This window comes from Pseudomonas sp. (assembly GCF_030690725.1).
In the GTDB taxonomy this organism is placed as follows: domain Bacteria; phylum Pseudomonadota; class Gammaproteobacteria; order Pseudomonadales; family Pseudomonadaceae; genus Aquipseudomonas.
The window spans coordinates 109,028-130,825 of the sequence record NZ_JAUYGD010000032.1; the positions used below are offsets into that span (position 1 = coordinate 109,028).

Annotated in this window: 20 protein-coding genes; 6 read left to right on the top strand and 14 right to left on the bottom strand. The window is 61.6% G+C overall.

The window, feature by feature from the left end; translation table 11 throughout:
* Positions 1-2: 2 nt before the first annotated feature.
* The 10 genes from Q8O69_RS06235 to Q8O69_RS06280 form a co-directional block, all read right to left on the bottom strand.
* On the bottom strand, positions 3-188 hold the full coding sequence (locus Q8O69_RS06235; RefSeq protein WP_160016276.1) for a DUF2065 domain-containing protein: 186 nt from the start codon (positions 186-188) through the stop codon (positions 3-5).
* A gap of 100 nt (positions 189-288) precedes the next feature.
* Positions 289-1,158, bottom strand: a complete 870-nt coding sequence (gene hflC / locus Q8O69_RS06240; protein WP_275960555.1) for a protease modulator HflC — start codon at positions 1,156-1,158, stop codon at positions 289-291.
* Complete coding sequence (gene hflK, locus Q8O69_RS06245) at positions 1,158-2,315, bottom strand: FtsH protease activity modulator HflK (protein WP_305590477.1); 1,158 nt, start codon at positions 2,313-2,315, stop codon at positions 1,158-1,160. Before hflK ends, hflC begins: the two co-directional genes overlap by 1 nt.
* Positions 2,316-2,411: 96 nt before the next feature.
* A complete protein-coding gene (gene hflX / locus Q8O69_RS06250) occupies positions 2,412-3,713 on the bottom strand; it encodes a ribosome rescue GTPase HflX (RefSeq protein ID WP_305590479.1) in 1,302 nt (433 codons plus the stop codon).
* Positions 3,714-3,727: 14 nt separating this feature from the next.
* Positions 3,728-3,988: an RNA chaperone Hfq gene (gene hfq / locus Q8O69_RS06255; RefSeq protein ID WP_090249679.1), complete on the bottom strand. Its 261-nt coding sequence runs from the start codon at positions 3,986-3,988 to the stop codon at positions 3,728-3,730.
* A 101-nt stretch (positions 3,989-4,089) separates the two neighbouring features.
* Positions 4,090-5,067 carry a tRNA (adenosine(37)-N6)-dimethylallyltransferase MiaA gene (gene miaA / locus Q8O69_RS06260; RefSeq protein WP_305590482.1) on the bottom strand — a complete coding sequence of 326 codons (978 nt, stop codon included), beginning with the start codon at positions 5,065-5,067 and terminating at the stop codon, positions 4,090-4,092.
* Positions 5,068-5,237: 170 nt separating this feature from the next.
* Entirely contained in the window at positions 5,238-7,115 is a 1,878-nt protein-coding gene (mutL, locus tag Q8O69_RS06265; protein WP_305590484.1) for a DNA mismatch repair endonuclease MutL, read from the bottom strand.
* Positions 7,112-8,539, bottom strand: a complete 1,428-nt coding sequence (locus Q8O69_RS06270) for an N-acetylmuramoyl-L-alanine amidase (RefSeq protein ID WP_371136055.1) — start codon at positions 8,537-8,539, stop codon at positions 7,112-7,114. Before Q8O69_RS06270 ends, mutL begins: the two co-directional genes overlap by 4 nt.
* A gap of 7 nt (positions 8,540-8,546) precedes the next feature.
* Entirely contained in the window at positions 8,547-9,014 is a 468-nt protein-coding gene (gene tsaE / locus Q8O69_RS06275; RefSeq protein WP_305590488.1) for a tRNA (adenosine(37)-N6)-threonylcarbamoyltransferase complex ATPase subunit type 1 TsaE, read from the bottom strand.
* On the bottom strand, positions 9,002-10,501 hold the full coding sequence (locus Q8O69_RS06280; protein ID WP_305590490.1) for an NAD(P)H-hydrate dehydratase: 1,500 nt from the start codon (positions 10,499-10,501) through the stop codon (positions 9,002-9,004). The genes tsaE and Q8O69_RS06280 overlap by 13 nt, the downstream gene beginning before the upstream one ends.
* Before the next feature lie 60 nt (positions 10,502-10,561).
* Here Q8O69_RS06280 and queG point away from each other — a divergent pair, with 60 nt between their 5' ends.
* Entirely contained in the window at positions 10,562-11,623 is a 1,062-nt protein-coding gene (queG, locus tag Q8O69_RS06285; protein ID WP_305590492.1) for a tRNA epoxyqueuosine(34) reductase QueG, read from the top strand.
* Positions 11,624-11,758: 135 nt separating this feature from the next.
* On the opposite strand, the gene orn is transcribed toward queG, so the two are convergent.
* Both orn and Q8O69_RS06295 read right to left on the bottom strand, forming a co-directional pair.
* On the bottom strand, positions 11,759-12,301 hold the full coding sequence (gene orn, locus Q8O69_RS06290; protein ID WP_275960545.1) for an oligoribonuclease: 543 nt from the start codon (positions 12,299-12,301) through the stop codon (positions 11,759-11,761).
* Positions 12,302-12,376: 75 nt separating this feature from the next.
* Positions 12,377-13,156, bottom strand: a complete 780-nt coding sequence (locus Q8O69_RS06295; protein ID WP_305590495.1) for a class I SAM-dependent methyltransferase — start codon at positions 13,154-13,156, stop codon at positions 12,377-12,379.
* Between the two features lie 119 nt (positions 13,157-13,275).
* Between Q8O69_RS06295 and rsgA the strand changes: the two genes are divergently transcribed.
* Complete coding sequence (gene rsgA / locus Q8O69_RS06300; protein ID WP_305590497.1) at positions 13,276-14,307, top strand: small ribosomal subunit biogenesis GTPase RsgA; 1,032 nt, start codon at positions 13,276-13,278, stop codon at positions 14,305-14,307.
* Positions 14,308-14,434: 127 nt separating this feature from the next.
* Here the strand turns inward: rsgA and motB are convergent, their stop codons facing one another.
* The gene (motB, locus tag Q8O69_RS06305) at positions 14,435-15,451 is read right to left on the bottom strand and encodes a flagellar motor protein MotB (RefSeq protein WP_275960542.1); all 1,017 of its coding nucleotides are present in this window, start codon (positions 15,449-15,451) and stop codon (positions 14,435-14,437) included.
* A gap of 8 nt (positions 15,452-15,459) precedes the next feature.
* Positions 15,460-16,311, bottom strand: coding sequence for a flagellar motor stator protein MotA (gene motA / locus Q8O69_RS06310; RefSeq protein WP_305590499.1), 852 nt, complete (start codon positions 16,309-16,311; stop codon positions 15,460-15,462).
* A gap of 119 nt (positions 16,312-16,430) precedes the next feature.
* On the opposite strand from motA, the gene Q8O69_RS06315 reads away from it, so the two are divergent.
* The 4 genes from Q8O69_RS06315 (at position 16,431) to Q8O69_RS06330 (ending at position 21,742) form a co-directional block, all read left to right on the top strand.
* The gene (locus Q8O69_RS06315) at positions 16,431-17,945 is read left to right on the top strand and encodes an HDOD domain-containing protein (RefSeq protein ID WP_305590501.1); all 1,515 of its coding nucleotides are present in this window, start codon (positions 16,431-16,433) and stop codon (positions 17,943-17,945) included.
* A 45-nt stretch (positions 17,946-17,990) separates the two neighbouring features.
* Positions 17,991-18,806 (top strand): rhodanese-like domain-containing protein, encoded by an 816-nt coding sequence (locus Q8O69_RS06320; protein WP_305590503.1) that lies wholly within the window; start codon positions 17,991-17,993, stop codon positions 18,804-18,806.
* Between the two features lie 37 nt (positions 18,807-18,843).
* Positions 18,844-19,704, top strand: coding sequence for an archaetidylserine decarboxylase (asd, locus tag Q8O69_RS06325; protein WP_305590505.1), 861 nt, complete (start codon positions 18,844-18,846; stop codon positions 19,702-19,704).
* A gap of 232 nt (positions 19,705-19,936) precedes the next feature.
* Entirely contained in the window at positions 19,937-21,742 is a 1,806-nt protein-coding gene (locus Q8O69_RS06330; protein WP_305590507.1) for a molecular chaperone, read from the top strand.
* The last annotated feature ends 56 nt before the right edge of the window (positions 21,743-21,798 follow it).

A 21,798-nucleotide genomic window follows, 5' to 3' on the forward strand; every position in this document is an offset into this window, starting at 1 on the left:
CTTCAGTGAAGCCAATAAAGGACGGTTGTTCCCAGCAACATGCTGGCCAACCCCAGCAGACGCAGCTGCCTGTCAGACAACTGCGTCAGTTGTAAAAGCGTGTCACGCCAATGGCGCGGACATAGGAAGGGCAGGATGCCTTCCAGCACCAGCACGAGACACAACGCGATGCCTAATTCCTGCCACATGCTTCCCACAGACGCAAAAAAGCCGGGATTTTCCCGGCTGCCGCATGATACCACGTTTTCCACAAGGATCACCCCGGCGGCTGCCCGCCGGGGTGATGACTTAAGGCTTGGACTTCTCCAGATAGCGGAAGAAGTCGCTCTTCGGATCCAGCACCAGCACGTCACGCTTATCGGCGAAGCTCTCGCGATAAGCCCTCAGGCTGCGATAGAACGAATAGAACTCCTGATCCATGCCGTAGGCCTTGGAATAGATCGCCGCAGCCTGGGCATCACCCTCACCGCGCAGCTCTTCAGCCTGACGGTAGGCATCGGCCAGCAACACACGACGCTGACGGTCGGCGTCGGCACGAATACCTTCGGCCAGCTCCTTACCCTTGGCACGGTGCTCACGAGCCTCACGCTCACGCTCGGAGCTCATGCGATCAAACACGCTGCGGTTAACTTCCTTCGGCAGGTCGATGGCCTTGACGCGCACGTCTACCACTTCGATACCCAGCTCACGCTGTGCGGCACGGTTAAGCGATGCGGTTACATCAGCCATCAGCGCATCACGCTCACCGGACACCGACTCATGCAGGGTGCGCTTACCGAACTGGTCACGCAGCGACGCTTCCAGACGACGCGCCAGGCGCTCGTCAGCAATCTGCTTCATACCGGAAGTTGCGGTGTAGTAACGCTCGGCATCCAGCACCCGCCATTTGGCGAAGGCGTCAACCATCAACGCTTTCTTTTCCAGAGTGAGGAAACGCGAGCTGGTTGAGTCCAGCGTCAGCAGGCGAGCATCAAACTTGCGCACCTGATTGACGTACGGAATCTTCACATGCAGGCCCGGCTGTACGTCCGGCTGGACGATACGACCGAACTGCAACAGCACCGCACGCTCAGTCTGCGCCACGATGTAGAAGCTGTTCCAGGCGACCAGCGCCAGCACCACGCCAACAATAAGGGCGATCAGCGATTTATTGCTCATCAACGGCTCTCCCTTGTACGCAGCTCAACCTGACGCGGATCAATAGTTAGCCGCGAACCAGTATCCGCGCTACTCGCAGCACCGGATATCGAGCTAGGCGCAGACGAACTACGACCATCGATCATTTTGTCCAGCGGCAGGTAAAGCAGGTTGTTCTGCCCCTTATCGCCGGTCACCAGCACCTTGCTGGTATTGGTCATCAGCTCTTGCATGGTGTCCAGATACAGACGCTCGCGAGTCACCTCAGGCGCCTTGCGGTATTCGGTCACCAATGCAGTAAAGCGATCCGCCTCACCCTGTGCGCGGGAAACCACTTCATCACGGTAACCGTTGGCATCCTCAATCAGGCGCTGCGCCTGACCACGAGCTTCCGGCACCACGCCATTGGCGTAGGTTTCCGCCTGATTCTTCTCACGCTGCTCGTCTTCACGGGCACGGATCACGTCATCGAAGGCTTCCTGCACTTCGCGCGGTGCAGCTGCGCTCTGCAGGTTGACCTGGGTCACGGCGATACCGGTGCGGTAGTTATCAAGGAAGCGCTGCAAGCGGTCCTTGACCTCACTGGCCATCAGTTCGCGACCTTCGGTCAGCACCTGGTCCATCTCGGTGGAACCCACCACGTGACGCACGGCACTGTCAGTTGCATGCTGCAAGCTGACTTCCGGCTGATCGACGTTGAGCACGAAATCCTGCAAGTTGCTGATTTTGTACTGCACGGTCAGCGGCACTTCGATGATGTTCTCATCCTCGGTCAACATCTGCCCCTGCTTGCTATAAGCACGCTCGCGGGTGACGTTTTCCTGGAACTTGCGATCAATCGGCGGGAAATAGATATTCAGGCCCGGGCCGACCGTCTCGTAGTATTTGCCGAAGCGCAGCACCACGGCCTGCTCCTGCTCATCAACGACATAGATCGCGCTGTACAGCCAGACCGCAGCCAACAACCCCAGACCCACGAACAGCAGACCGAAGCCGCCGCTATTGCCCGAGCCCGTCTCGCTGCCTCGTTTCTTGCCGCCACCGAACAGCCCATTCAGGCTCTCCTGCAGCTTGCGGAAGGCCTCATCGATATCCGGCGGCCCCTTGCGATCACCGTTCTTACGGCCACCCCATGGGTCCTGATTATTCGAGTTGCCACCCGGCTCATTCCAAGCCATAGCGCTCTCCATCTGATAAAGCAAAGACGCGCCCACGGCGCGCCCGCCAATGCTACAGAATGCATGCAACCAGCGGCAAAGTCGCTGATGCAGGCTTTATTGCAAAGTGTGTTGCTCGATAAATTCCTGCGGCTTCAGCCCTTCACGGCTGACCAGCCGATTCAGCTCAATGCGCGGCAAACGCACGGCCAGAAGACTGCTACCGTCCTCGGCATGCGATTCGCTCTGTACTGCGCCCAAGGCGAAGAACTGCGCACGCAAACGCCCAAGGCGCTGCGGCAACTGCAATGTCGCGATAAACAGATCATCGCCCAACAACTCGGCAATGGCCTGACGCAGCAACGGCAAACCACGCCCGTCCCGCGCAGACAACCAGACCCGCTGCGGCTTGCCATCGGCATCGCGTTGAATCTGCGGCTCCACGCCCTCAAGCAGGTCGAGCTTGTTATACACCTCAAGCATCGGCAGCTCATGGGCACCGATCTCACTCAGCACCGCCAACACTTGCTCAATCTGCTGATCGCGCTCGGGCTCGTGGGAATCAATTACGTGCAACAACAGATCGGAGTTGCTCGACTCCTCAAGGGTCGCACGGAACGCCTCAACCAGCTTGTGCGGCAAATGCCGGATAAAGCCCACAGTATCAGCCAGCACGATCGGCCCCAGATCATCCAACTCAAGACGACGCAGAGTGGGGTCGAGGGTGGCGAACAGCTGATCGGCTGCGTATACGTCCGAGGTGGTCAGGGTATTGAACAGGGTCGACTTGCCGGCGTTGGTGTAGCCCACCAGCGATACCGAAGGAATGTCCGCACGCTGACGGCCGCGCCTAGCCTGCTCACGCTGGCTGCGCACCTTTTCCAGCTTCTGCTTGATCTGACGAATCCGCACGCGCAGCAGGCGGCGGTCGGTTTCCAACTGGGTTTCACCCGGGCCGCGCAGACCGATACCACCCTTCTGCCGCTCAAGGTGGGTCCAGCCGCGCACCAGACGCGTACTCATGTGGTCGAGCTGGGCCAGCTCAACCTGCAGTTTGCCTTCATGGGTACGCGCGCGCTGAGCAAAAATGTCGAGGATCAGACCGGTACGGTCCAATACCCGACACTCGAAAGCACGCTCAAGGTTACGTTCCTGACTGGGCGTGAGGACGTGATTGAAGATGACCAGATCAGCCTCAGCGGCCTTGACCTGATCACGCAGCTCTTCAACTTTGCCACTGCCGATCAGGTACTTGGCCGTCAGCCGATTGCTCGGAACACTGAGGAACGCGACAGTTTCAGCACCGGCCGAGATGGCCAGCTCCTGAAACTCTTGCGGGTCCTCGCGCGCCTCGGAATTTTGGCCGTCCAGATGTACCAGAATGGCCCGCTCTCCACCTTCATGGCGCTCGAAGAACAATGCAGCCTCCTAAATCAGGCGTTACCAGGCTCAGCTTCAGCTTGCTCGGTTTCGCTGGCGCTCGGCAGACGCACCGGACGGCTAGGCACTACAGTGGAAATGGCGTGTTTATAGACCATCTGGCTGACAGTGTTTTTCAGCAAAATCACGAACTGGTCGAAAGATTCGATCTGGCCTTGCAGCTTGATGCCGTTAACCAAATAAATAGAAACCGGGACGCGTTCCTTACGCAAGGTATTCAGGTAAGGGTCTTGTAGCGAATGCCCTTTTGACATGTGCCGCACTCCTTTAAGGATCAATTTTCAATAATTTTAGTAAACCAACGAACGGCTTAAAGCCGTCATACCCCCAAGGATAGACGGCCAACGGCAAGGTCTCAGGTCAATATGGAGACCGCTGCCAGGTATTTCAAGGCACGCGGCAGATTGTCGCAATCGACGCTATCGAGCCAGTGCACATCCTGCTGCCAACCACGTAACCAGGTGAACTGTCGCTTGGCCAGCTGGCGCGTGGCGATAACGCCGCGCCCCTGCATCTGTTCAGCGTCGAGGTTGCCGTCCAGATAATCCCAGACTTGGCGATAACCCACCGCCCGTATAGACGGTAGCCCAACGTGCAAGTCACTTCGCTGACGCAGGCGTTCGACCTCGGCAACCAGCCCCTGTTCCAACATCAAGCGAAATCGCAGGGCAATTCGCTCATGCAACAGCTGCCTTTGTGCCGGGGCAATGGCCAATTGCGCCACAGTATAGGGGAATTGCCGCGCTGCCGATGCGCCACCGGCAGTATTTTCTGTCGCCTGGCGCTGGCGATGAACGGTCATGCTGTGCCCGCTCAAGTGATAGACCTCAAGGGCACGAATCAAGCGCTGCGGGTCATTGGGGTGGATACGTGCCGCCGACTCTGGATCGACCGCGCGCAGCTCGGCATGCAGCACCTCCCAACCTTCGGCCTGGGCGCGCGCCTCCAACTCGGCGCGCAACGCTGCATCGGCACTGGGCATTTCGGCCAGACCTTCGAGCAATGCTTTGAAATACAACATGGTGCCGCCCACCAGCAGCGGAATACGTCCGCGCGCAGTGATCTCCGCCATAGCCGCCAGGGCATCAGCACGGAACTCGGCCGCCGAATAGCTCTCGGCCGGGTCGCGAATATCGACTAGCCGATGCGGGAACTCGGCCAGCGTGGCCTTATCCGGCTTGGCCGTGCCGATGTCCATATCACGGTAAATCAGCGCGGAATCGACGCTGATCAACTCGCACGGCAGCACTCGCGCCAGCTCGATGGCCAGATCGGTCTTGCCGGCCGCAGTCGGCCCCATGAGAAAAATCGCCGGAGGCAGGCGCTCGGACATGCTTATAACTCTCTAAATGGCGCGGCGGCTTAGCAGGCCGTTGAAAATGTAGGCGAGGCGGCCGAGGCAAGGCAAAAACAGGCGAAAAAGCGGAGTTTACTGCTGTAAATGAGCATTTTGAGCCTGTTTTTAACGCCGTATCGGCAACGCAGGTAGTTTTCAACGGCCGGCTAGCGGCCGCGCAGGAACAGCTTGTCCAGGTCATCCATACCCATCTGCGTCCAGGTCGGACGGCCATGGTTGCACTGACCGCTGCGCTCGGTGTGTTCCATATCGCGCAGCAAGGCGTTCATTTCCGGCAGGGTCAGACGCCGATTGGCGCGCACCGCACCGTGGCAGGCCATGGTGCCAAGCAGCTCATTGAGGTGCGCCTGAATGCGGTCGGTGGTGCCGTATTCGAGCAGATCACCGAGCACATCTTGCACCAGGCGAGTGGCCTCGGCCTGCTTGAGCAACGCGGGAATCTGGCGAATCGCCAGGGTTTCCGGGCCCAAACGCTGCAACTCGAAACCCAGCCGCTGGAACCACTCGGCATGCTCTTCGGCGCAGTCCGCTTCACGCTGACTGACGGCAATCGACTCCGGCACCAGCAGTGGCTGGCCGCGCAGGCCTTCACTGGCCATGGCAACTTTAAGCCGCTCATAGGTAATGCGCTCATGGGCGGCGTGCATATCCACCACCACCAGCCCCTGGACGTTCTCGGCAAGGATATAGATGCCCTTGAGCTGGGCGATGGCATAACCCAGGGGCGGAATATCGCCTTGCGCATCCGGCAGGCCTGCTGGAGCCGGCGCAGTGGCCATCGGCGAGAAAAACTCGCGATAGGCGCCCTGGGCTTCGGCGGCCGGCAAGGCCGCCTCGGGGCGAGCGCCCTGATAACCGGCGCCCGGCGAACGCCACACCGAGTTACTGGGCGCCGGTTGCAGCAAGCTGGCAGCTAGACCGATTTCACCCTGCGGCCCAAACTCGCCGGCAGCCTGACCGGTCGGCCGTAGCATCTCGTTGACAGTTGCCGGAGCCGCCAGCTGATCTTCCGGGCGCACCTCACCCAGCGCACGGTGCAGGGTGCCGTAGAGGAAGTCATGCACCATGCGCCCATCACGGAAGCGCACTTCGTGCTTGGTCGGGTGCACGTTGACATCGACCACCGAGGGGTCGATTTCCAGAAACAGCACAAAGGTCGGATGACGGCCGTTGAACAGTACATCGCGGTAGGCTTGGCGCACCGCGTGGGCAACCAGCTTGTCGCGCACCATGCGCCCGTTCACATAGAAATACTGCAGATCGGCCTGACTACGGGAGAAAGTCGGCAAGCCCACCCAGCCCCACAGGTGCAGGCCGTTGCGCTCGATATCAATGGGCAGCGCCTGCTCGAGAAACGCCGGACCGCAAACCGAAGCGACCCGCCGCGCGCGGCTCTGTTCATCCGGAGCCTCATGCAGACCGAGAACGGTCTTGCCGTTGTGGCGCAGATGGAAAGCCACGTCGAAACGCGCCAGCGCCAGGCGCTTGATCACTTCCTGCAGGTGATCGAATTCGGTCTTTTCGGTCTTGAGAAACTTGCGCCGCGCCGGGGTGTTGAAGAACAGGTCGCGCACTTCCACCGAGGTGCCAACCGGATGCGCCGCAGGTTGTACCCGCGGCTGCATATCGCGACCTTCGGTTTCCACCTGCCAGGCCTGTTCGGCATCTGCCGTACGCGAAGTCAGGGTCAGGCGCGCTACAGAGCTGATCGACGCCAGCGCCTCGCCGCGAAAGCCCAGGCTCATTACCTGTTCAAGGTCTTCCAGTTCGCGGATCTTGCTGGTGGCGTGCCGGGCCAACGCCAGGGGCAGATCGTCCGGGGAGATACCGCTGCCGTTATCGCGTACTTTGAGCAGCTTGACGCCGCCCTGCTCGACATCCACTTCGATACGCTTGGCGCCGGAGTCCAGGCTGTTTTCCAACAGCTCCTTGATTACCGAGGCTGGACGCTCAACCACCTCACCGGCAGCAATCTGGTTCGCCAGCCGCGGGCTGAGCAGCTGGATACGCGCAGCTTCACTCATGGCTGCGCAGCCAGAGCAGTCGCCGGGATCTGCAAACGTTGACCAACCTTGATCACATCGCTTTTCAGCGAATTGGCACTGCGCAGCACGACCAGGCTGACCTGGTAACGCTGGGCGATCAGCGCCAGGCTTTCGCCGGAACTGACCACATGTTCGCGCGGGCCGAGGGTAATCTTGCCGTTATCACGCAACCAGGCCACGTGAGTGCCAGGCGGTGGATTTTCATGGAAGAACTGCCGTACGCCCGTAACAATCGAGCGGGCCAAGGCCTGCTGGTGGCTGGCCGAAGCGAGCTTCTTGGCCTCATTGGGGTTGGAGATAAACCCGGTCTCCACCAGGATCGACGGAATATCCGGCGATTTCAGCACCATAAAGCCGGCCTGCTCTACCCGCCGCTTATGCAGCGGCGTCACCCGGCCCATATTGCCCAGCACCTTGTTGCCGACGTTCAGGCTGGATGACAGCGAGGCGGTCATCGACAGGTCGAGCAGCACCCCGGCGAGCATCTTGTCCTTGTCGTCCAGGCTGACATTACCGGCGCCGCCGATCAGGTCCGACTGGTTCTCCGCATCCGCCAGCCAGCGCGCAGTTTCCGAGGTGGCGCCGCGATCCGACAGGGCATACACCGAGGCACCGAATGCAGCGGCGCGCGGTGCGGCATCGGCATGGATGGAGACAAACAGGTCGGCGCCCTTCTTGCGGGCGATCTCGGTGCGCTTGCGCAGCGGAATAAAGTAGTCACCGGTGCGCACCAGCTCGGCGCGGAAACCCTTCTCGGCATTGATCTGCCGCTGCAATTCCTTGGAAATCGCCAGGGTCACATGCTTTTCATACTGGCCTTTGACCGGCGACAGCGCACCTGGGTCTTCACCGCCGTGCCCGGCGTCGATGGCAATCACGATATCGCGCTTGCCGTTGGGTATTGGCGTCAGCTTAGGCGGGGCCTGGGTTGGTGTCACAGGTACTTGCGGTGCGGTAGCCACAGTAGTAGGCAGGCTAGGTGCGGCGCCGCTTTCCTGATCAAACAGATCGACAACCAGGCGATGGCCATACTGCTGATTGGGGGCCAGGGTAAAGCTCTTAGGCGTGACCGCTGCCGACAGGTCAATCACCACGCGCAGGTCATTCGGGGTGCGCTGCGCCGAGCGTACGCCGGTGATTGGCGTGTTGCTCAGGGTCAGCTGATCGAAGTTGGTGGCCAGCTTGGCGCCGCTGACATCAATGACGATGCGATTGGGCGACGACAGCAGAAATACGCTGTGCTGCACCGGGCCGGACAGGTCAAACACCAGGCGGGTGTTATCCGGCGCACGCCACAGCCGCACACTGCGCACATCCGAAGCGGCCATTACATCGGCGGCCAGGGCTACCAATGCCACTCCAATTGCGATGAAACGCGCGCTTATGCGCATAACCAACCCCATAATAAATTCATGCCCCGACGGCCAAAGCGGCGCACCAGGCGGTGCCACGTGCGCCTTGCGCCTGCAAACGCAGCGCCCGGCCGGCCCCATGCGGGCTAATGGTAATGTCCAGGTCAGCCTTTGGCAAAACGCCTGCACCGCGCTGCGGCCACTCGACCAAGCACAGCGCATCGCCTTCGAAGTAATCACGAATGCCCAGGTACTCCAGCTCCTCAGCATCAACCAGACGATAGAGGTCAAAGTGAAAGGCGCGCAAAGAGCCAATCTCGTAGGGCTCCACCAGGGTAAAGGTCGGGCTTTTAACCGCGCCAACATGGCCCAGGCCACGAATAATGCCGCGCGACAGGGTGGTTTTGCCGGCGCCAAGGTCGCCATGCAGATAGATCACGCCAACACCGCCGGTCGCCTCGGCAATACGTGCGCCCAGCGCCAGCATCGCCTCTTCGTCGGTGGCCAACAGTTCTAATTCAGACACGCAGACTGCTCCTGCAACAATTCACGAATAACCACACACAAATCACTGGCCGCCAGGCCACGGCCTTGCTTCGCCAGCTGCTCGCCGGCGCAGGCATGCAGATAAACCGCCAGCTGGGCCGCCGCCAGCCCAGGCAGCCCCTGGGCCAGCAGCGCACCGATTAACCCGGCCAACACATCGCCCAAGCCGGCGCCGGCCATAACCGGGTGGCCGCGATCACACAGCCACAAGCCGCCATCCGGCGCGGCAATCAGGCTGCCCGCGCCTTTCAGCACGCACACCGCCTGGTAGCGCTGGGCCAAAGCGCGGGCCGCCGCCGGACGATCCGCCTGCACCTCGGCCGTGCTGAGCCCCAGCAAGCGCGCCGCCTCGCCGGGGTGCGGTGTAAGCACAGCATCCGCTGGAAACTGGACCTGCGCTTGCGCCAACAGGTTCAGCGCATCGGCATCCCACACCTGCACAGCACGACTGGCCGCAGCCGCCGATAACAGACTGCGCCCCCAGGCGCCCTGCCCCAATCCCGGGCCAACCACCCAGACGCTGGCATTGGCGCCCAGCGTCAGCAGCTGATTGGCCGAAGCCACGCCGACGGCCATCACCTCGGGCAAACGCGCCTGCGCTGCCGGCAGATGTTCACTGCGGGTCGCCAGACTGACCAACCCGGCACCGGCGCGCAGCGCGCTTTGCGCCGCCAACAGCCCGGCGCCGGCAAAGCCACGATCGCCGCCCACCACCAGCACATGGCCCAACTGGCCCTTGTGCACACTTCGCGAACGCGCCGGCAACTGCGGCAAACTGGCCGGCGCCAGGCGCTGCGCGCTAAAGGCCTGAGCCGCGACCAGGGCCGAGTCAGCCTGCAGATCATCAAACTGCAATTCACCCAGATAATCCGCCGACTGCCCGGTAAATAGGCCCAGCTTCAGACCGATCAGGGTGACCGTCAGTTGCGCACACACGGCGACGCCCAGCACTTGCCCCGTATCGGCACAGAGCCCGGACGGAATATCCACCGCCAGCACTGGCAGACCGCTGGCATTCAACAGACGAATGGCCTGGGCATAAGGCTCGCGCACCGCTCCCTGCAAACCCGTGCCAAGCAAAGCATCAAGCACCACGCCGTGCAGCTCGGTGCATTCGCTCCAGGGCTGCACCGCCACACCAGCGGCCAGCGCCTGATCACGAGCCAGGGCGGCATCGCCCTGCAGCTGCGCCGCATCACCGACCGCCAGCGCCTGCACCCGCCAGCCCGCACGCAGCGCCAGCGCCGCCACCAGGTAACCGTCACCGGCGTTGTTGCCGCGCCCGGCCAGTACCGTCAGCACGCCTGCATCCGGCCAACGACGGCGCAGGGCACGCCAGATGGCATGCGCGGCGCGACTCATCAGCTCGAAACCCGGCGTGCCGGCAGAGATCAATCGCGCATCCAGCTCGCGCACCTGGGCGGCGCTGTAGAGCGGCAGAGGAAGATTGTCAGGCGAATGCAGCATGCGTCGGCTCCGATGTCTGGCAGAATTATACGCACCTGCGCCCCGGTTACCCGCCCTCATATGAACACTGACACCCTTGACCTTGCCGTCCTCGCCCAGTCGATCAAAGACTGGGGCCGTGAGCTGGGCTTTCAGCAGGTCGGGATTGCCGATGTGCAACTGGGCGAGCACGAGGCGCACCTGCAGCGCTGGCTGGACGCCGGCTACCAGGGCGAGATGGACTATATGGCCGCCCACGGCAGCAAACGCTCGCACCCGGAGGAACTGGTACCCGGCACCCTGCGCGTGGTGTCGCTGCGCATGGACTACCTGCCCGGCGACACGCAGATGGCTCAGCGCCTCGCCCAGCCAGAGAAGGCCTACGTGTCGCGCTATGCCTTGGGCCGCGATTATCACAAGCTGATCCGCAAACGCCTGCAGCAGCTGGCCGAGCGCATCCAGCAGCAGATCGGCCCGTTCGGCTATCGCGCCTTTGTCGACAGCGCTCCAGTGCTGGAAAAGGCTATCGCCGAACAGGCCGGGCTCGGCTGGATCGGCAAGAACACCCTGGTACTCAACCGCAAGGCCGGCAGCTACTTCTTCCTCGGCGAGCTGTTTGTCGACCTGCCACTGCCGGTGGACCCGCCCCACGCCAGCGAGCATTGCGGGCGCTGCACCGCCTGTATGGATATTTGCCCGACCGCCGCCTTTGTCGGGCCCTATGTGCTGGACGCGCGGCGCTGCATCTCCTACCTGACCATCGAACTCAAAGGCTCGATTCCAGAAGAACTGCGGGCACCGATCGGCAACCGGGTGTTCGGCTGCGACGACTGCCAGATGGTCTGCCCGTGGAACCGTTTTGCCAAACCCAGCACGCAGAGCGACTTCCAACCGCGCCACAGCCTGGATAACGCTGAGCTGGCCGAACTGTTCTGCTGGAGCGAAGAGGAGTTCCTCAGCCGCACCGAGGGCTCGCCACTGCGCCGCGCCGGCTACGAACGCTGGCTGCGTAACCTGGCCGTCGGTCTGGGCAATGCGCCCTCCAGCATCCCGGTGCTGGAAGCGCTCAAGGCGCGCCGCGAGCACCCATCAGAACTGGTGCGCGAGCATGTCGAGTGGGCCCTGGCGCGTCACGGCCTGTAACGAATACAGCTGTGCTCGCAGGTCGTAGGATGGGTGATAACCCATCAATTGGCTGATGGGTTGTCATCCATCCTACGCATCTTTCTTTTACTGAACGCACAGAAAAAAGCCCGCTGTAGCGGGCTTTTACCTGCGTCAGACTTTAAGAAAGTGCTGACGGTAATGCTTCAGCTCGGCAATGGACTCACGGATATCGTCCAGCGCCTGGTGCGTGCCCTGCTTCTGGAACGACTCCTTGACCTGCGGCGCCCACAGGCCGGCGAGGATTTTCAGGGTGGAGACATCCAGATAGCGGTAGTGGAAGTAGGCTTCCAGGTTCTGCATGTACTTATAAAGAAAGCGCCGATCCTGGCCGATGCTGTTGCCGCAGATCGGCGACTTGCCCTTCGGCACCCACTGCTCCAAAAAGGCGATGGTCATGGCTTCTGCTTCCGCCGGGCCGATGGTGCTTTCCCGTACGCGCTGGGTCAGGCCACTCTGGCCATGGGTACGGGTATTCCACTCATCCATGCCGGCGAGCAGCTCATCACTCTGGTGCACGGCAATCACCGGGCCTTCCGCGAGGATATTCAGGTCGCTGTCGGTGACGATGGTAGCCATTTCAATGATGACGTCTGTTTCGGGCTCCAGACCGGTCATTTCCAGGTCGATCCAGATCAGATTCTGCGGGTTCTGCATGCGGGGCTCCTCGGCTAAGGCCGACAGTTTAACAGGCCGCCGAAAAACTACTGCGTTCGACCGACAGCATTGCGCTTAAGCCGCGCCGCGCATGCGCCACAACAATAGCCGCGACTTACGCCAGTCATGCAGTTCGATCTGCTGATTCGCCGGCTGCCCCGGCACCTCGAAGGTGTTGCTGATCAGTAGGCTACCGGCCGGCATCTGTGCACAGGCCTTGGCCCACAGTTCCGGCATCGGCGCAGGCGAAAGAAAGCAATACACCACATCAAACGCCGACAGGTCGCTGCGCCAGAGGTTTTCATAGCGGATCTGGCAATTGCCCTGCAACAAGGCGCGCAACCAGGCGATGGCAAAGGACAGCGGAGCGGTCTCCACGCCGACAAACTGCGCCTGTGGATAGTGGCGGGCCAAGCTCAGCAGCGTGCCGGCCGGGCCACAGCCCAGATCGATAAAGCGAAACTGCGCGGGCTGCTGATCAAGCACCGCACGCAGATACTGACGCGTACCGGCAGCTGTCAGGTACAGCGGCACCCGCTCGCCAAAGCTGTTCCAGTTCAGCAGCAGTAACAGGAAAAAACCACCGAGAAACACCCAGGACGGCAGCGGCGCACCACTGGCCAGCAACAGCGCAGGAACGAACAGCAAATTCAATCCGCACCACCAACGCGACAACCCCAGATAACGCGCCAGCGTGGCAGCCAACAAGCCTTGCAGCAGGCCGGCCGCCAGCCAGGTCGGCCGCCAGGGCGACAGTTGTGCCGTCAAGTACAGCGCCAGGCCGATCAGCACGGTCGCGCCCACCTGGGCAGACAAGGCCAGTAGCGCCGGATAGTGGCGGACAACGCGCAGCATGCAGATTCCTCAACCGTCCGACCGATGATGTGCCGCAGTTTAGCCGCGCCAGCAGCTCAATAGGCAGCCCGTGCTAGACTCGCGACCGTTTATTGCGCAATTCAACTCTCGGAAGACCCATGGCCAAACGCCAACTCAACCGCCGGCAAAACTGGCGTATCGAAAAAATCCAGGGCGAGCGTGCCGCCCGCGCCGCCAAGCGCGAGTCGCAGGCTGTACAGATTCTTGAAGGCGGTGACCTCGGCCCGGAGCAGACCGGCTTGGTGATCGCTCACTTCGGCGTGCAGATCGAAGTTGAAGCACTGGATGGTGAACTGGCCGGCCAGGTATTCCGTTGCCACCTGCGCGCCAACCTGCCGACCATGGTCACCGGTGACCAGGTGGTATGGCGCGCCGGCAACCAGGGCATTGGCGTAATCGTCGCGCAACTGCCGCGCAGCACCGAACTCTGTCGCCCGGACACCCGTGGCCAGCTCAAACCAGTCGCGGCCAACGTCGACCTGATCGTGATCGTCTTCGCGCCGCTACCCGAGCCCCACGCCAACCTGATCGACCGCTATCTGGTGGCGGCTGAGCATGCGGGTATCCGCCCGCTGTTGCTGTTGAACAAAGCCGACCTGATTGATGAGCAAAACGGCGTGGCACTCAACGCCATGCTCAGCGTTTACCGCCAGCTGGGTTATCAGCTGCTCGAGGTATCTGCGCATCAAGGTGATGGCATGGAGCAGCTCAAGCAGCAGCTTGACGGGCATATCAGTGTGTTTGTGGGGCAATCCGGCGTGGGTAAATCCTCGCTGGTAAACAGCCTGCTACCCGATGTCGACACCCGCGTTGGGCCGCTTTCGGAGCAGTCCGGCCTAGGCACTCACACCACGACGACCGCACGGCTGTTTCACTTTCCTGGCGGCGGCGAGCTGATTGACTCCCCAGGGATTCGTGAATTCGGCCTGGTGCATGTCAGCCGTGATGACGTCGAAGCTGGCTTTATCGAGTTTAGCGAGCTGATCGGGCAATGCCGCTTTCGCGACTGCAAACACGACCGTGAGCCGGGCTGCGCCCTCCTTAAGGCCCTGGAAGACGGTCGCCTGCACCCACAGCGCATGGCCAGTTACCGGCAAATCCTGGCGAGCCTGCCAGAAGCCGAGTACTGAAAAAAATCGCCGGGTGCGATTTTTAACGTCGCGCCGCGACGGCCCGCAGGGTGGCCGCCAGGGATGGCAAGCCATTCAAGATAAAAAGGCCGCGACATGTCGCGGCCTTTTGGCATTTAGCTGCAGCTCACTCAGCGGGCTGATCGAACTGCAACACGCCTTCCTCGAAGATATTCAGCCGTTCGCGTAACTGCCCGCCAGGCAACGGCTCCGCTGGCGTGGCGGGTGGCGCGATGGCCGGCGCAGCCGGCGGACTACCCGCATCGGCAGGCGGCTCAGCCGCATCACTTTGCCCACCCTCGATGGCGCGCTGAGCCTTCTTGGTCAGCACCACAATGTCGATACGCCGATTGACTGGATTGAGCGGCTTCTCCCGATCAAACAAGGCCGACGACGCGTAACCCACTACCCGCGCCACCTGCTCGTCATCATAGCCGCCAGCAATCAGCACACGCCGCGCCGCATTGGCACGGTCAGAGGACAGCTCCCAGTTGCCATAGCCACCACGGCCGACAAAGGGCGCGGCATCGGTATGGCCACTGACGCTGATCTTGTTCGGCACCGCAGCGATGGTGTCGGTCATGGCCAGCAGAATGTCTTCGAAATAGGGCTGCAGACGCGCGCTGCCGGAAGCGAACATCGGCCGGTTCTCGGCATCCATGATCTGGATACGCAGGCCGTCCTGGGTGATCTCGAAAAGAATCTGATCCTTGAAGTTCTGCAGCTGAGGGTTTTCCTCAACCTTGTTCTGCAATTCCTGCAGCAGCAATTCCAGGCGCTCGCGCTCGACTTCTTCGGCTATCGACTCGGCCTGCAGCTTGTCCACATCCGCCTGCGCATCCTCGGCCGGGCTCTTTTCGTCCTGCGGTTCCGGGTTCAGAGTGCGATCAGGGGCCGGCGTCGGCGTACCGCCCAAGTCAATCACATAGGGGCTGGCACTTTCCGAAAACCCCACGGGGTCCTGGAAGTAGCCGGAAATCAGCTTCTTCTGCTCGGGTGTGGCCACCGTCATCAGCCACATCACCAGAAAGAACGCCATCATCGCCGTGGCAAAGTCGGCAAAGGCAATTTTCCAGGCGCCACCATGATGGCCACCGGCAACCTTTTTGACCCGCTTGACGATAATCGGCTGATTATTTTCCATGCTGCGCCTTAGCCCCCACGCATGGCCTGCTCAAGCTCGGTAAAGCTTGGGCGATGCGCAGGCAACAGCACCTTGCGGGAAAACTCCACAGCCAGCGATGGCGGCATCCCGGAGGCCGAAGCCACCAGACCGGCCTTGATCGCCTCATAGACGTTCAACTCTTCCTTGGCATCATGCTCGAGAGCTGCAGCCAGGGGGCCAAAAAAGCCGTAGGACGCGAGAATCCCGAAGAAGGTACCGACCAGCGCAGTACCGACCTTCTGGCCGATCTCAGCGTTATCCGCCTCGGCCAGAATCGACATGGTGATCACAATGCCCAACACCGCCGCCACGATACCCATGGCCGGCATACCGTCGGCCACCTTGGCTACAGCATGCGCGGGGTGCTCAATTTCTTCCTTGAGGCTGGATATCTCCATATCGAACAGTCCTTCCAGCTCATGCGGGGCCATGTTGCCGGAGGACATGATGCGCAGGTAATCGCAGATAAAGGCGGTCATCTGCTGATCTTTGAGAATGCCGGGGTACTTGCTGAAAATCGGGCTGGCGGCCGGGTCTTCGACATCGGCCTCGATGGCCATCATGCCTTCGCGGCGGCTCTTGTTGAGAATCTCGTAAAGCAGCTTGAGCACATCAAGGTAATAGGCATGGGTAAAGCGCGAGCTGAACATGCTCAGCGACTTCTTGAACACATGCATAAAGGCGCTGCCAGGGTTGGCCTGCAGAAAAGCCCCCAACGCTGCACCACCGATGATCAAGATCTCAAAGGGGTGAACCAACGCCATAAACTGGCCACCGGAGAGGATAAACCCGCCCAGCACACTGGCGAGTACAACAATGATGCCGATGATTTTTGCCATAGAAAGAGACTTGCCAGAGAGGGTAGAAAGGGGCTTTGCAAAACAACCCTTCTATTTATCGGAAGTTTTGCGCGAGACTATAGCCAGTTAAGGTCAAAAGCCAGCTTGTCTCAACCCGCATGCCAAAGCCCGTCCACTATCCGCGCACCCTGACAGACTGGCTCAAGCAGCTGGACAGCCAGCTATTGCCTGCCTCCATCAACAGTCAGCAGACGCTGCGCCGCGCCCTGGCAGACAGTAATCGCTCGATGCGTGAGTTGGCGGACTTGATGCAGGGCTGCCCAGCGCTGGCGCTCAGCGTCCTGCGCGAAGCCAACCGTAAAAGCAGCGGACTGAGCGAGCAAACCGAAAGCCTCGAAGCCGCCATCAGCCGCCTCGGCATCAAACGCACCGAAGACCTGCTCAACGCCCTGCCCGCCCTCCCCGAGCAGGAATTACCCAAAGCGCTGCGGCAGATTCAGCTGATCAGCCAGCACGCCAGCCACCAGGCCAACGGCCTGTTCGCCGGCCGCCTGGCGCGGTTGTGGCAGGAAGTGCACTGGGGCAGCCTGCTGTTCCTGGCGCCAATATGGACTTTGCTTGCCGCTCACCCTGAGCTGTTCGAGGTGTGGGAGCAGCGCGTTTTGGTCAAGGGCGAAGCCGCAAGCAAGGTTGAACAAGAGCTGCTGGGCGTGCCGCTGCTGAAGCTGTGCCTGGCCCTGAGCGAGCAGTGGCATTTGCCGGAATGGGTCATCCAGGGCTACCGGCTACTGGTCAGCGACCGCCGCCTGCTGGTCAAGGCGCTGCATATCGCCCGCGACAATGAACATCCACTGCACCAGCAACAAATCCTCGATGCCGACAGCAACCTGCGCCGCTGGCTGACTCAGCCGGCCAACAGCATCCTGCTGGCCAACGGCCTGGCGCTGTCCGCGCACTACGCCTGGAACAGTCCGCACAGCCTGCGCTGGCAGCGCCTGACCGGTTTATTTCTGCAACTGCCGCTCGATAACGTGCAGCAGTTACTGCACCAAAACGCCGTCAGCAGCGCCCGACAGATGCCCGGCAGCGACCTCTGGCACCCGGCCGAAGCGCTGCTCTGGCCGTGGCAGGCAAGGCACCTTAAAGCCACAGTCGAACAGCCCAAGCCCGCAGTCGTCAGCGAGTGGCGCCAGCAATGCGCACAATTGCTCGCTCAACCCAGCGCATTTACCAATGTGCTACAGCTCACCGCCTGCGCCAATCAGGCAATCCAGGCCTGCGGCATGCAACGTGTATTGATCCTGCTCGCCGACCGCAACCACACCCGCTTGATCGCCCAGCAGCAGAGCGGCCTGGACAAGGCCGCCGCCAGCCTCAGCCTTGACCCACAGCAAAGCCAGGTGCTGCGCCGCCTGCTCAGCGCGCCGGCACAACTCAAACTGAGCCCGGCCAACATCGCGCAGTTCTCCGCCATGCTGCCCGGCTCGCTGAAAAGCCTGTTTCCCAGCGAACACCTGCTGATTCGCTCAATTGCCAGCAACAACCGCGTGGTCATGCTGATCTTCGCCGACCAGGGTGGCCGGGCGCTGAGCGATGCCAGCGTGCAGGGCTTCGGCAAAACCGTGCAATGCATTGAGCGCGCTCTGGCCAGCTTTGCCAACCGCGGGCGCTAGGCTTTCCGCTACAATCCGTCCCTTTCCTGTCAAAAGAGGCCCGGCATGACCGCCTTCGCTGAGTTGCCCTTGCTGATCGAACCCGCGCAACTGGCCAGCCGCCTGAATGCGCCCGAGCTGATTCTGGTCGACCTGACCAGCAACGCCCGTTACGCCGCCGGCCACATCCCTGGTGCGCGCTTTGTCGACCCCAAGCGCACCCAACTGGGCCAGCCGCCAGCGCCCGGTTTGCTGCCTGAGCAGGCGCAGCTTGAGCAACTGTTTGGCGAACTGGGGCATAACCCCGACGCCGTCTACGTGGTGTATGACGATGAAGGCGGCGGCTGGGCCGGACGCTTTATCTGGCTGCTGGATGTGATTGGCCACGCGCGCTATCACTACCTCAACGGCGGCCTGCCGGCCTGGCTGGCAGAAGAGCGCGAGCTCAGCACAGGTGTGCCGCAAGCCGGCGCGCAGACTGTTGCCCTGCAGCTGCACGCTGCGCCGACCGCCACCCGCGAATACCTGCAAAGCCGCCTCGGCGCCGCCGATCTGGCGATCTGGGATGCCCGCGCCCCCAGTGAATACAGCGGCGAAAAAGCCCTGGCGCAGAAAGCCGGGCACATCCCCGGCGCCATCAACTTCGAGTGGACTGCGGGCATGGACCCTGCCCGAGCACTGCGCATCCGCGAGGATATCCAGGCGCAGCTCAATAGCCTCGGCATCACGGCCGACAAAGAAATCATCACCCACTGCCAGACCCATCACCGCTCCGGCTTTACCTACCTGGTCGCCAAGCTGCTCGGCTACCCACGGGTAAAAGCCTACGCCGGCTCCTGGGGCGAGTGGGGCAACCACCCGGATACCCCGGTCGAGCGCTAAGCGCCCGCAGACCGCCAGTCACTTTTAAGGAACGCCAATGAAAGATCGTCTGTTTATCCTCAGCCAGTACCTGCTGCCGCACCACCTGCTGTCGCGCCTGATTGGCTGCGCCGCCGAATGCCGCGCGGGCTGGTTCAAGAATCGCCTGATCGGCTGGTTCGCCAAGCAGTACCAGGTCAACATGAGCGAGGCCCAGGTCGAAGACCTGACGGCTTTTGCCCACTTCAATGACTTCTTTACCCGTGCCTTGAAAGACGGCGCCCGCCCGCTCGACAGCAGCCCTGGCGCAGTGCTCTGCCCGGCCGACGGCGCGGTCAGCCAGCTGGGCAAAATCGAGCAAGGCAGGGTATTCCAGGCCAAGGGCCACAGCTTCAGCGTGATCGAGCTGCTCGGCGGCGACACTGAGCGCGCCGCGGCCTTTATGGGCGGCGATTTCGCCACCATCTACCTCTCGCCCAAGGACTACCACCGCGTGCACATGCCACTGGCCGGCACGCTGAAAGAAATGGTCTACGTGCCGGGCCGGCTGTTCTCGGTCAACCAGACCACCGCGGAAAACGTCCCTGAACTGTTTGCCCGCAACGAGCGCGTGGTCTGCCTGTTCGATACCGAGCGCGGCCCGATGGCCGTGGTACTGGTCGGCGCGATGATCGTGGCCTCGATCGAAACCGTCTGGGCGGGCCTGGTCACGCCGCCAAAACGCACGTTGAAAACATTCAGTTACGACGAGGCATCGCGTGCGCCAATCGTTCTGGAGAAAGGCGCAGAGCTCGGACGTTTCAAGCTCGGCTCTACAGCCATCGTGCTGTTTGGCCCGGAACAGGTGCAATGGGCCGCAGAACTGGCCGCCAACAGCCCGGTACAGATGGGCCAGCGCCTCGCCGCACCACGCGGCTAACCCGCCACAGCCGGCACTGTCAGCCCATGCAGACAGTGCCGCAGCGACTACCCAGCGTGAACCTCTGGGTACGAAAACCAGTCACAACAATGACTTCCAGATGATTTGCGTGTCGCGCCAACTTGGCAACCCAGCCAAGGACATGGCTGCGGGGCGCGCGAGATGCTGCTAGAGTCGAAACATAATTCCTAGACTCACCTGCCTTGCCCGTGCGCTGGAGTATCCGATTTAGATGGATAAACAGAATTCTCACTTGCTACTGCGCGTCACCACGCCGGATAAGCAAAGCCTGTCATTCTGCGAAGCCAGTCCTCGTGATCTGAAAAAATGGGTCGATGGCCTGCCAAAGGCCAATATCGGTGAAACCGCGCGCCAGCTTTACCAGGCGCTGGTCGAGCTTAATCAGCTGCTGACGCCCTCGGAAAACCGCCTGCAACTGCTGGAAATCCTCCGCCCGGAAATCTATTTCGTCTGTAAGCAACTGGAAAAGCACTTCCTCAACCAGGCCATCGTCCTTGATGAACGGCCGCGCAAGGTTGCCAACCTCTGCCAGGCCCTGCAGAACCACCTGGCCATTGGCTACAAGCTGATCGTTGCCCGCCTGGCCGCCCAGCCCGGCCGCGAACGCCACCAACTGCTTGCCGTCGCCCTGCAACGCGCCAGCCACAGCCTGTGCGGCCCACTGATTCGTGCCAGCCAGCTGTACTGCCCGGTACCGGAAGGCCTCTGGCTGGAGCTGCACCAGCTGTACCAGATGGCCCTGGCGCGCGGCCTGCACAAGACCATGATTCGTGACACCCAGGCGCTACACACCCAAGGCCTGAGTACCGAGCAAAGCTACCTGGTTGCCCTGCTGCTTGGTTGCGCACGCTGCAACCAGATGCGCCAGAGCGCCATTGCCCGCCTGGCCGAAGTGCTCGAGCCCTGGAGCGCACTGGCCACCCTGCAGGCCGGCGACGAGCCTTCCAGCCTGTTCGCCGTTGCGCCGCAGCTGGATGGCCCGCCCCGCTATATCTCGCTGTTCCAGCAAAACGAGCTGCACAAAGCACTAGGGATCGATCCCAGCCAGTTGGTGGATGCGATCAAGGAACACCTGCTGCTGCCAGCCGAGAGCCTTGCCCAGTCACGCCTGACGGTGCCCGAAGGTTTCAGCCACGACATGCTGCAACACCTGGCAGCCGCCTGGGGCGATATCGCCGAGCGCACCTTCCAGCGCAGCCAGGGCCAAGGCGCACTGACCCTGTGCATCGGCATGAGCGCACTGCATTTCTACCTGGCCGGCAAACGCCCGTTCAACGAAGTGCTGCAAGTCCCGGTGACAACCAATGCGGCGGTATTCAAAGCCGACACCGGCGCACCGGATGTCTGGTCAAACGCCTTCGATGCGCAGAAGAGCAACCAGTGGGAAAACGGCCTGCCTTTCGAGGAGATCCAGTACAACAAGCCGCACCAGCCCAACGAGTCGGCCGAGACTAGCAGCCAAGAAAGCTATCCGACCTACGAAGTGACCATCGTCAATATCAGTCCCGGTGGCTACTGCCTGTCATGGCCGAAGGACGTACCCAGCCAACTCCAGGCCGGTGAACTGCTCGGCGTACAAGGCCTGCCGCAACAAGGCTGGAGCATTGCCGTGGTGCGCTGGATTCGCCAGGTACGCGGCGGTGGCACGCAGATGGGTATCGAGCTGATCGCTCCGCACGCGCAAGCCTGCGGCCTGCAGCTGGTGCGCAAGGCCGAACAGAACAGCCAGTACCTGCGCGCCCTGCTGCTGCCGGAAATCAGCGCCATCTCGCGACCGGCCAGCTTGATTACTGCACGCCTGCCGTTTCAGGAAGGCAACAAGGTCAGCATCAATCTGAATGGCAACGAACATCGCGCAGTGCTCAGCCGTCGGCAAACCAGCACCGGCAGTTTCAACCAGTTCGAGTACCGTGGCGTCGAGCAGATCAGCAGTGAGCACGGGAAGCCTGTCACAGCGCCGAAAAGCCGCACGCCAGGCGGGGAGGAAGACTTTGACTCACTCTGGAAGTCGCTGTAGATTGCCGACGCACTCCCTTTTGTCGCCTTTTCGCGCCCGTTCGGCGCAGATTTGAT

Bases quoted from the DNA above. Each gene is read 5' to 3' on its own strand.
- Q8O69_RS06235 (WP_160016276.1), bottom strand. From the start codon at position 188: ATGTGGCAGGAATTAGGCATCGCGTTGTGTCTCGTGCTGGTGCTGGAA.
- hflC (WP_275960555.1), bottom strand. From the start codon at position 1,158: ATGAGCAATAAATCGCTGATCGCCCTTATTGTTGGCGTGGTGCTGGCG.
- hflK (WP_305590477.1), bottom strand. From the start codon at position 2,315: ATGGCTTGGAATGAGCCGGGTGGCAACTCGAATAATCAGGACCCATGG.
- hfq (WP_090249679.1), bottom strand. From the start codon at position 3,988: ATGTCAAAAGGGCATTCGCTACAAGACCCTTACCTGAATACCTTGCGT.
- miaA (WP_305590482.1), bottom strand. From the start codon at position 5,067: ATGTCCGAGCGCCTGCCTCCGGCGATTTTTCTCATGGGGCCGACTGCG.
- mutL (WP_305590484.1), bottom strand. From the start codon at position 7,115: ATGAGTGAAGCTGCGCGTATCCAGCTGCTCAGCCCGCGGCTGGCGAAC.
- Q8O69_RS06270 (WP_371136055.1), bottom strand. From the start codon at position 8,539: ATGGGGTTGGTTATGCGCATAAGCGCGCGTTTCATCGCAATTGGAGTG.
- Q8O69_RS06280 (WP_305590490.1), bottom strand. From the start codon at position 10,501: ATGCTGCATTCGCCTGACAATCTTCCTCTGCCGCTCTACAGCGCCGCC.
- queG (WP_305590492.1), top strand. From the start codon at position 10,562: ATGAACACTGACACCCTTGACCTTGCCGTCCTCGCCCAGTCGATCAAA.
- orn (WP_275960545.1), bottom strand. From the start codon at position 12,301: ATGCAGAACCCGCAGAATCTGATCTGGATCGACCTGGAAATGACCGGT.
- Q8O69_RS06295 (WP_305590495.1), bottom strand. From the start codon at position 13,156: ATGCTGCGCGTTGTCCGCCACTATCCGGCGCTACTGGCCTTGTCTGCC.
- rsgA (WP_305590497.1), top strand. From the start codon at position 13,276: ATGGCCAAACGCCAACTCAACCGCCGGCAAAACTGGCGTATCGAAAAA.
- motB (WP_275960542.1), bottom strand. From the start codon at position 15,451: ATGGAAAATAATCAGCCGATTATCGTCAAGCGGGTCAAAAAGGTTGCC.
- motA (WP_305590499.1), bottom strand. From the start codon at position 16,311: ATGGCAAAAATCATCGGCATCATTGTTGTACTCGCCAGTGTGCTGGGC.
- Q8O69_RS06315 (WP_305590501.1), top strand. From the start codon at position 16,431: ATGCCAAAGCCCGTCCACTATCCGCGCACCCTGACAGACTGGCTCAAG.
- Q8O69_RS06320 (WP_305590503.1), top strand. From the start codon at position 17,991: ATGACCGCCTTCGCTGAGTTGCCCTTGCTGATCGAACCCGCGCAACTG.
- asd (WP_305590505.1), top strand. From the start codon at position 18,844: ATGAAAGATCGTCTGTTTATCCTCAGCCAGTACCTGCTGCCGCACCAC.
- Q8O69_RS06330 (WP_305590507.1), top strand. From the start codon at position 19,937: ATGGATAAACAGAATTCTCACTTGCTACTGCGCGTCACCACGCCGGAT.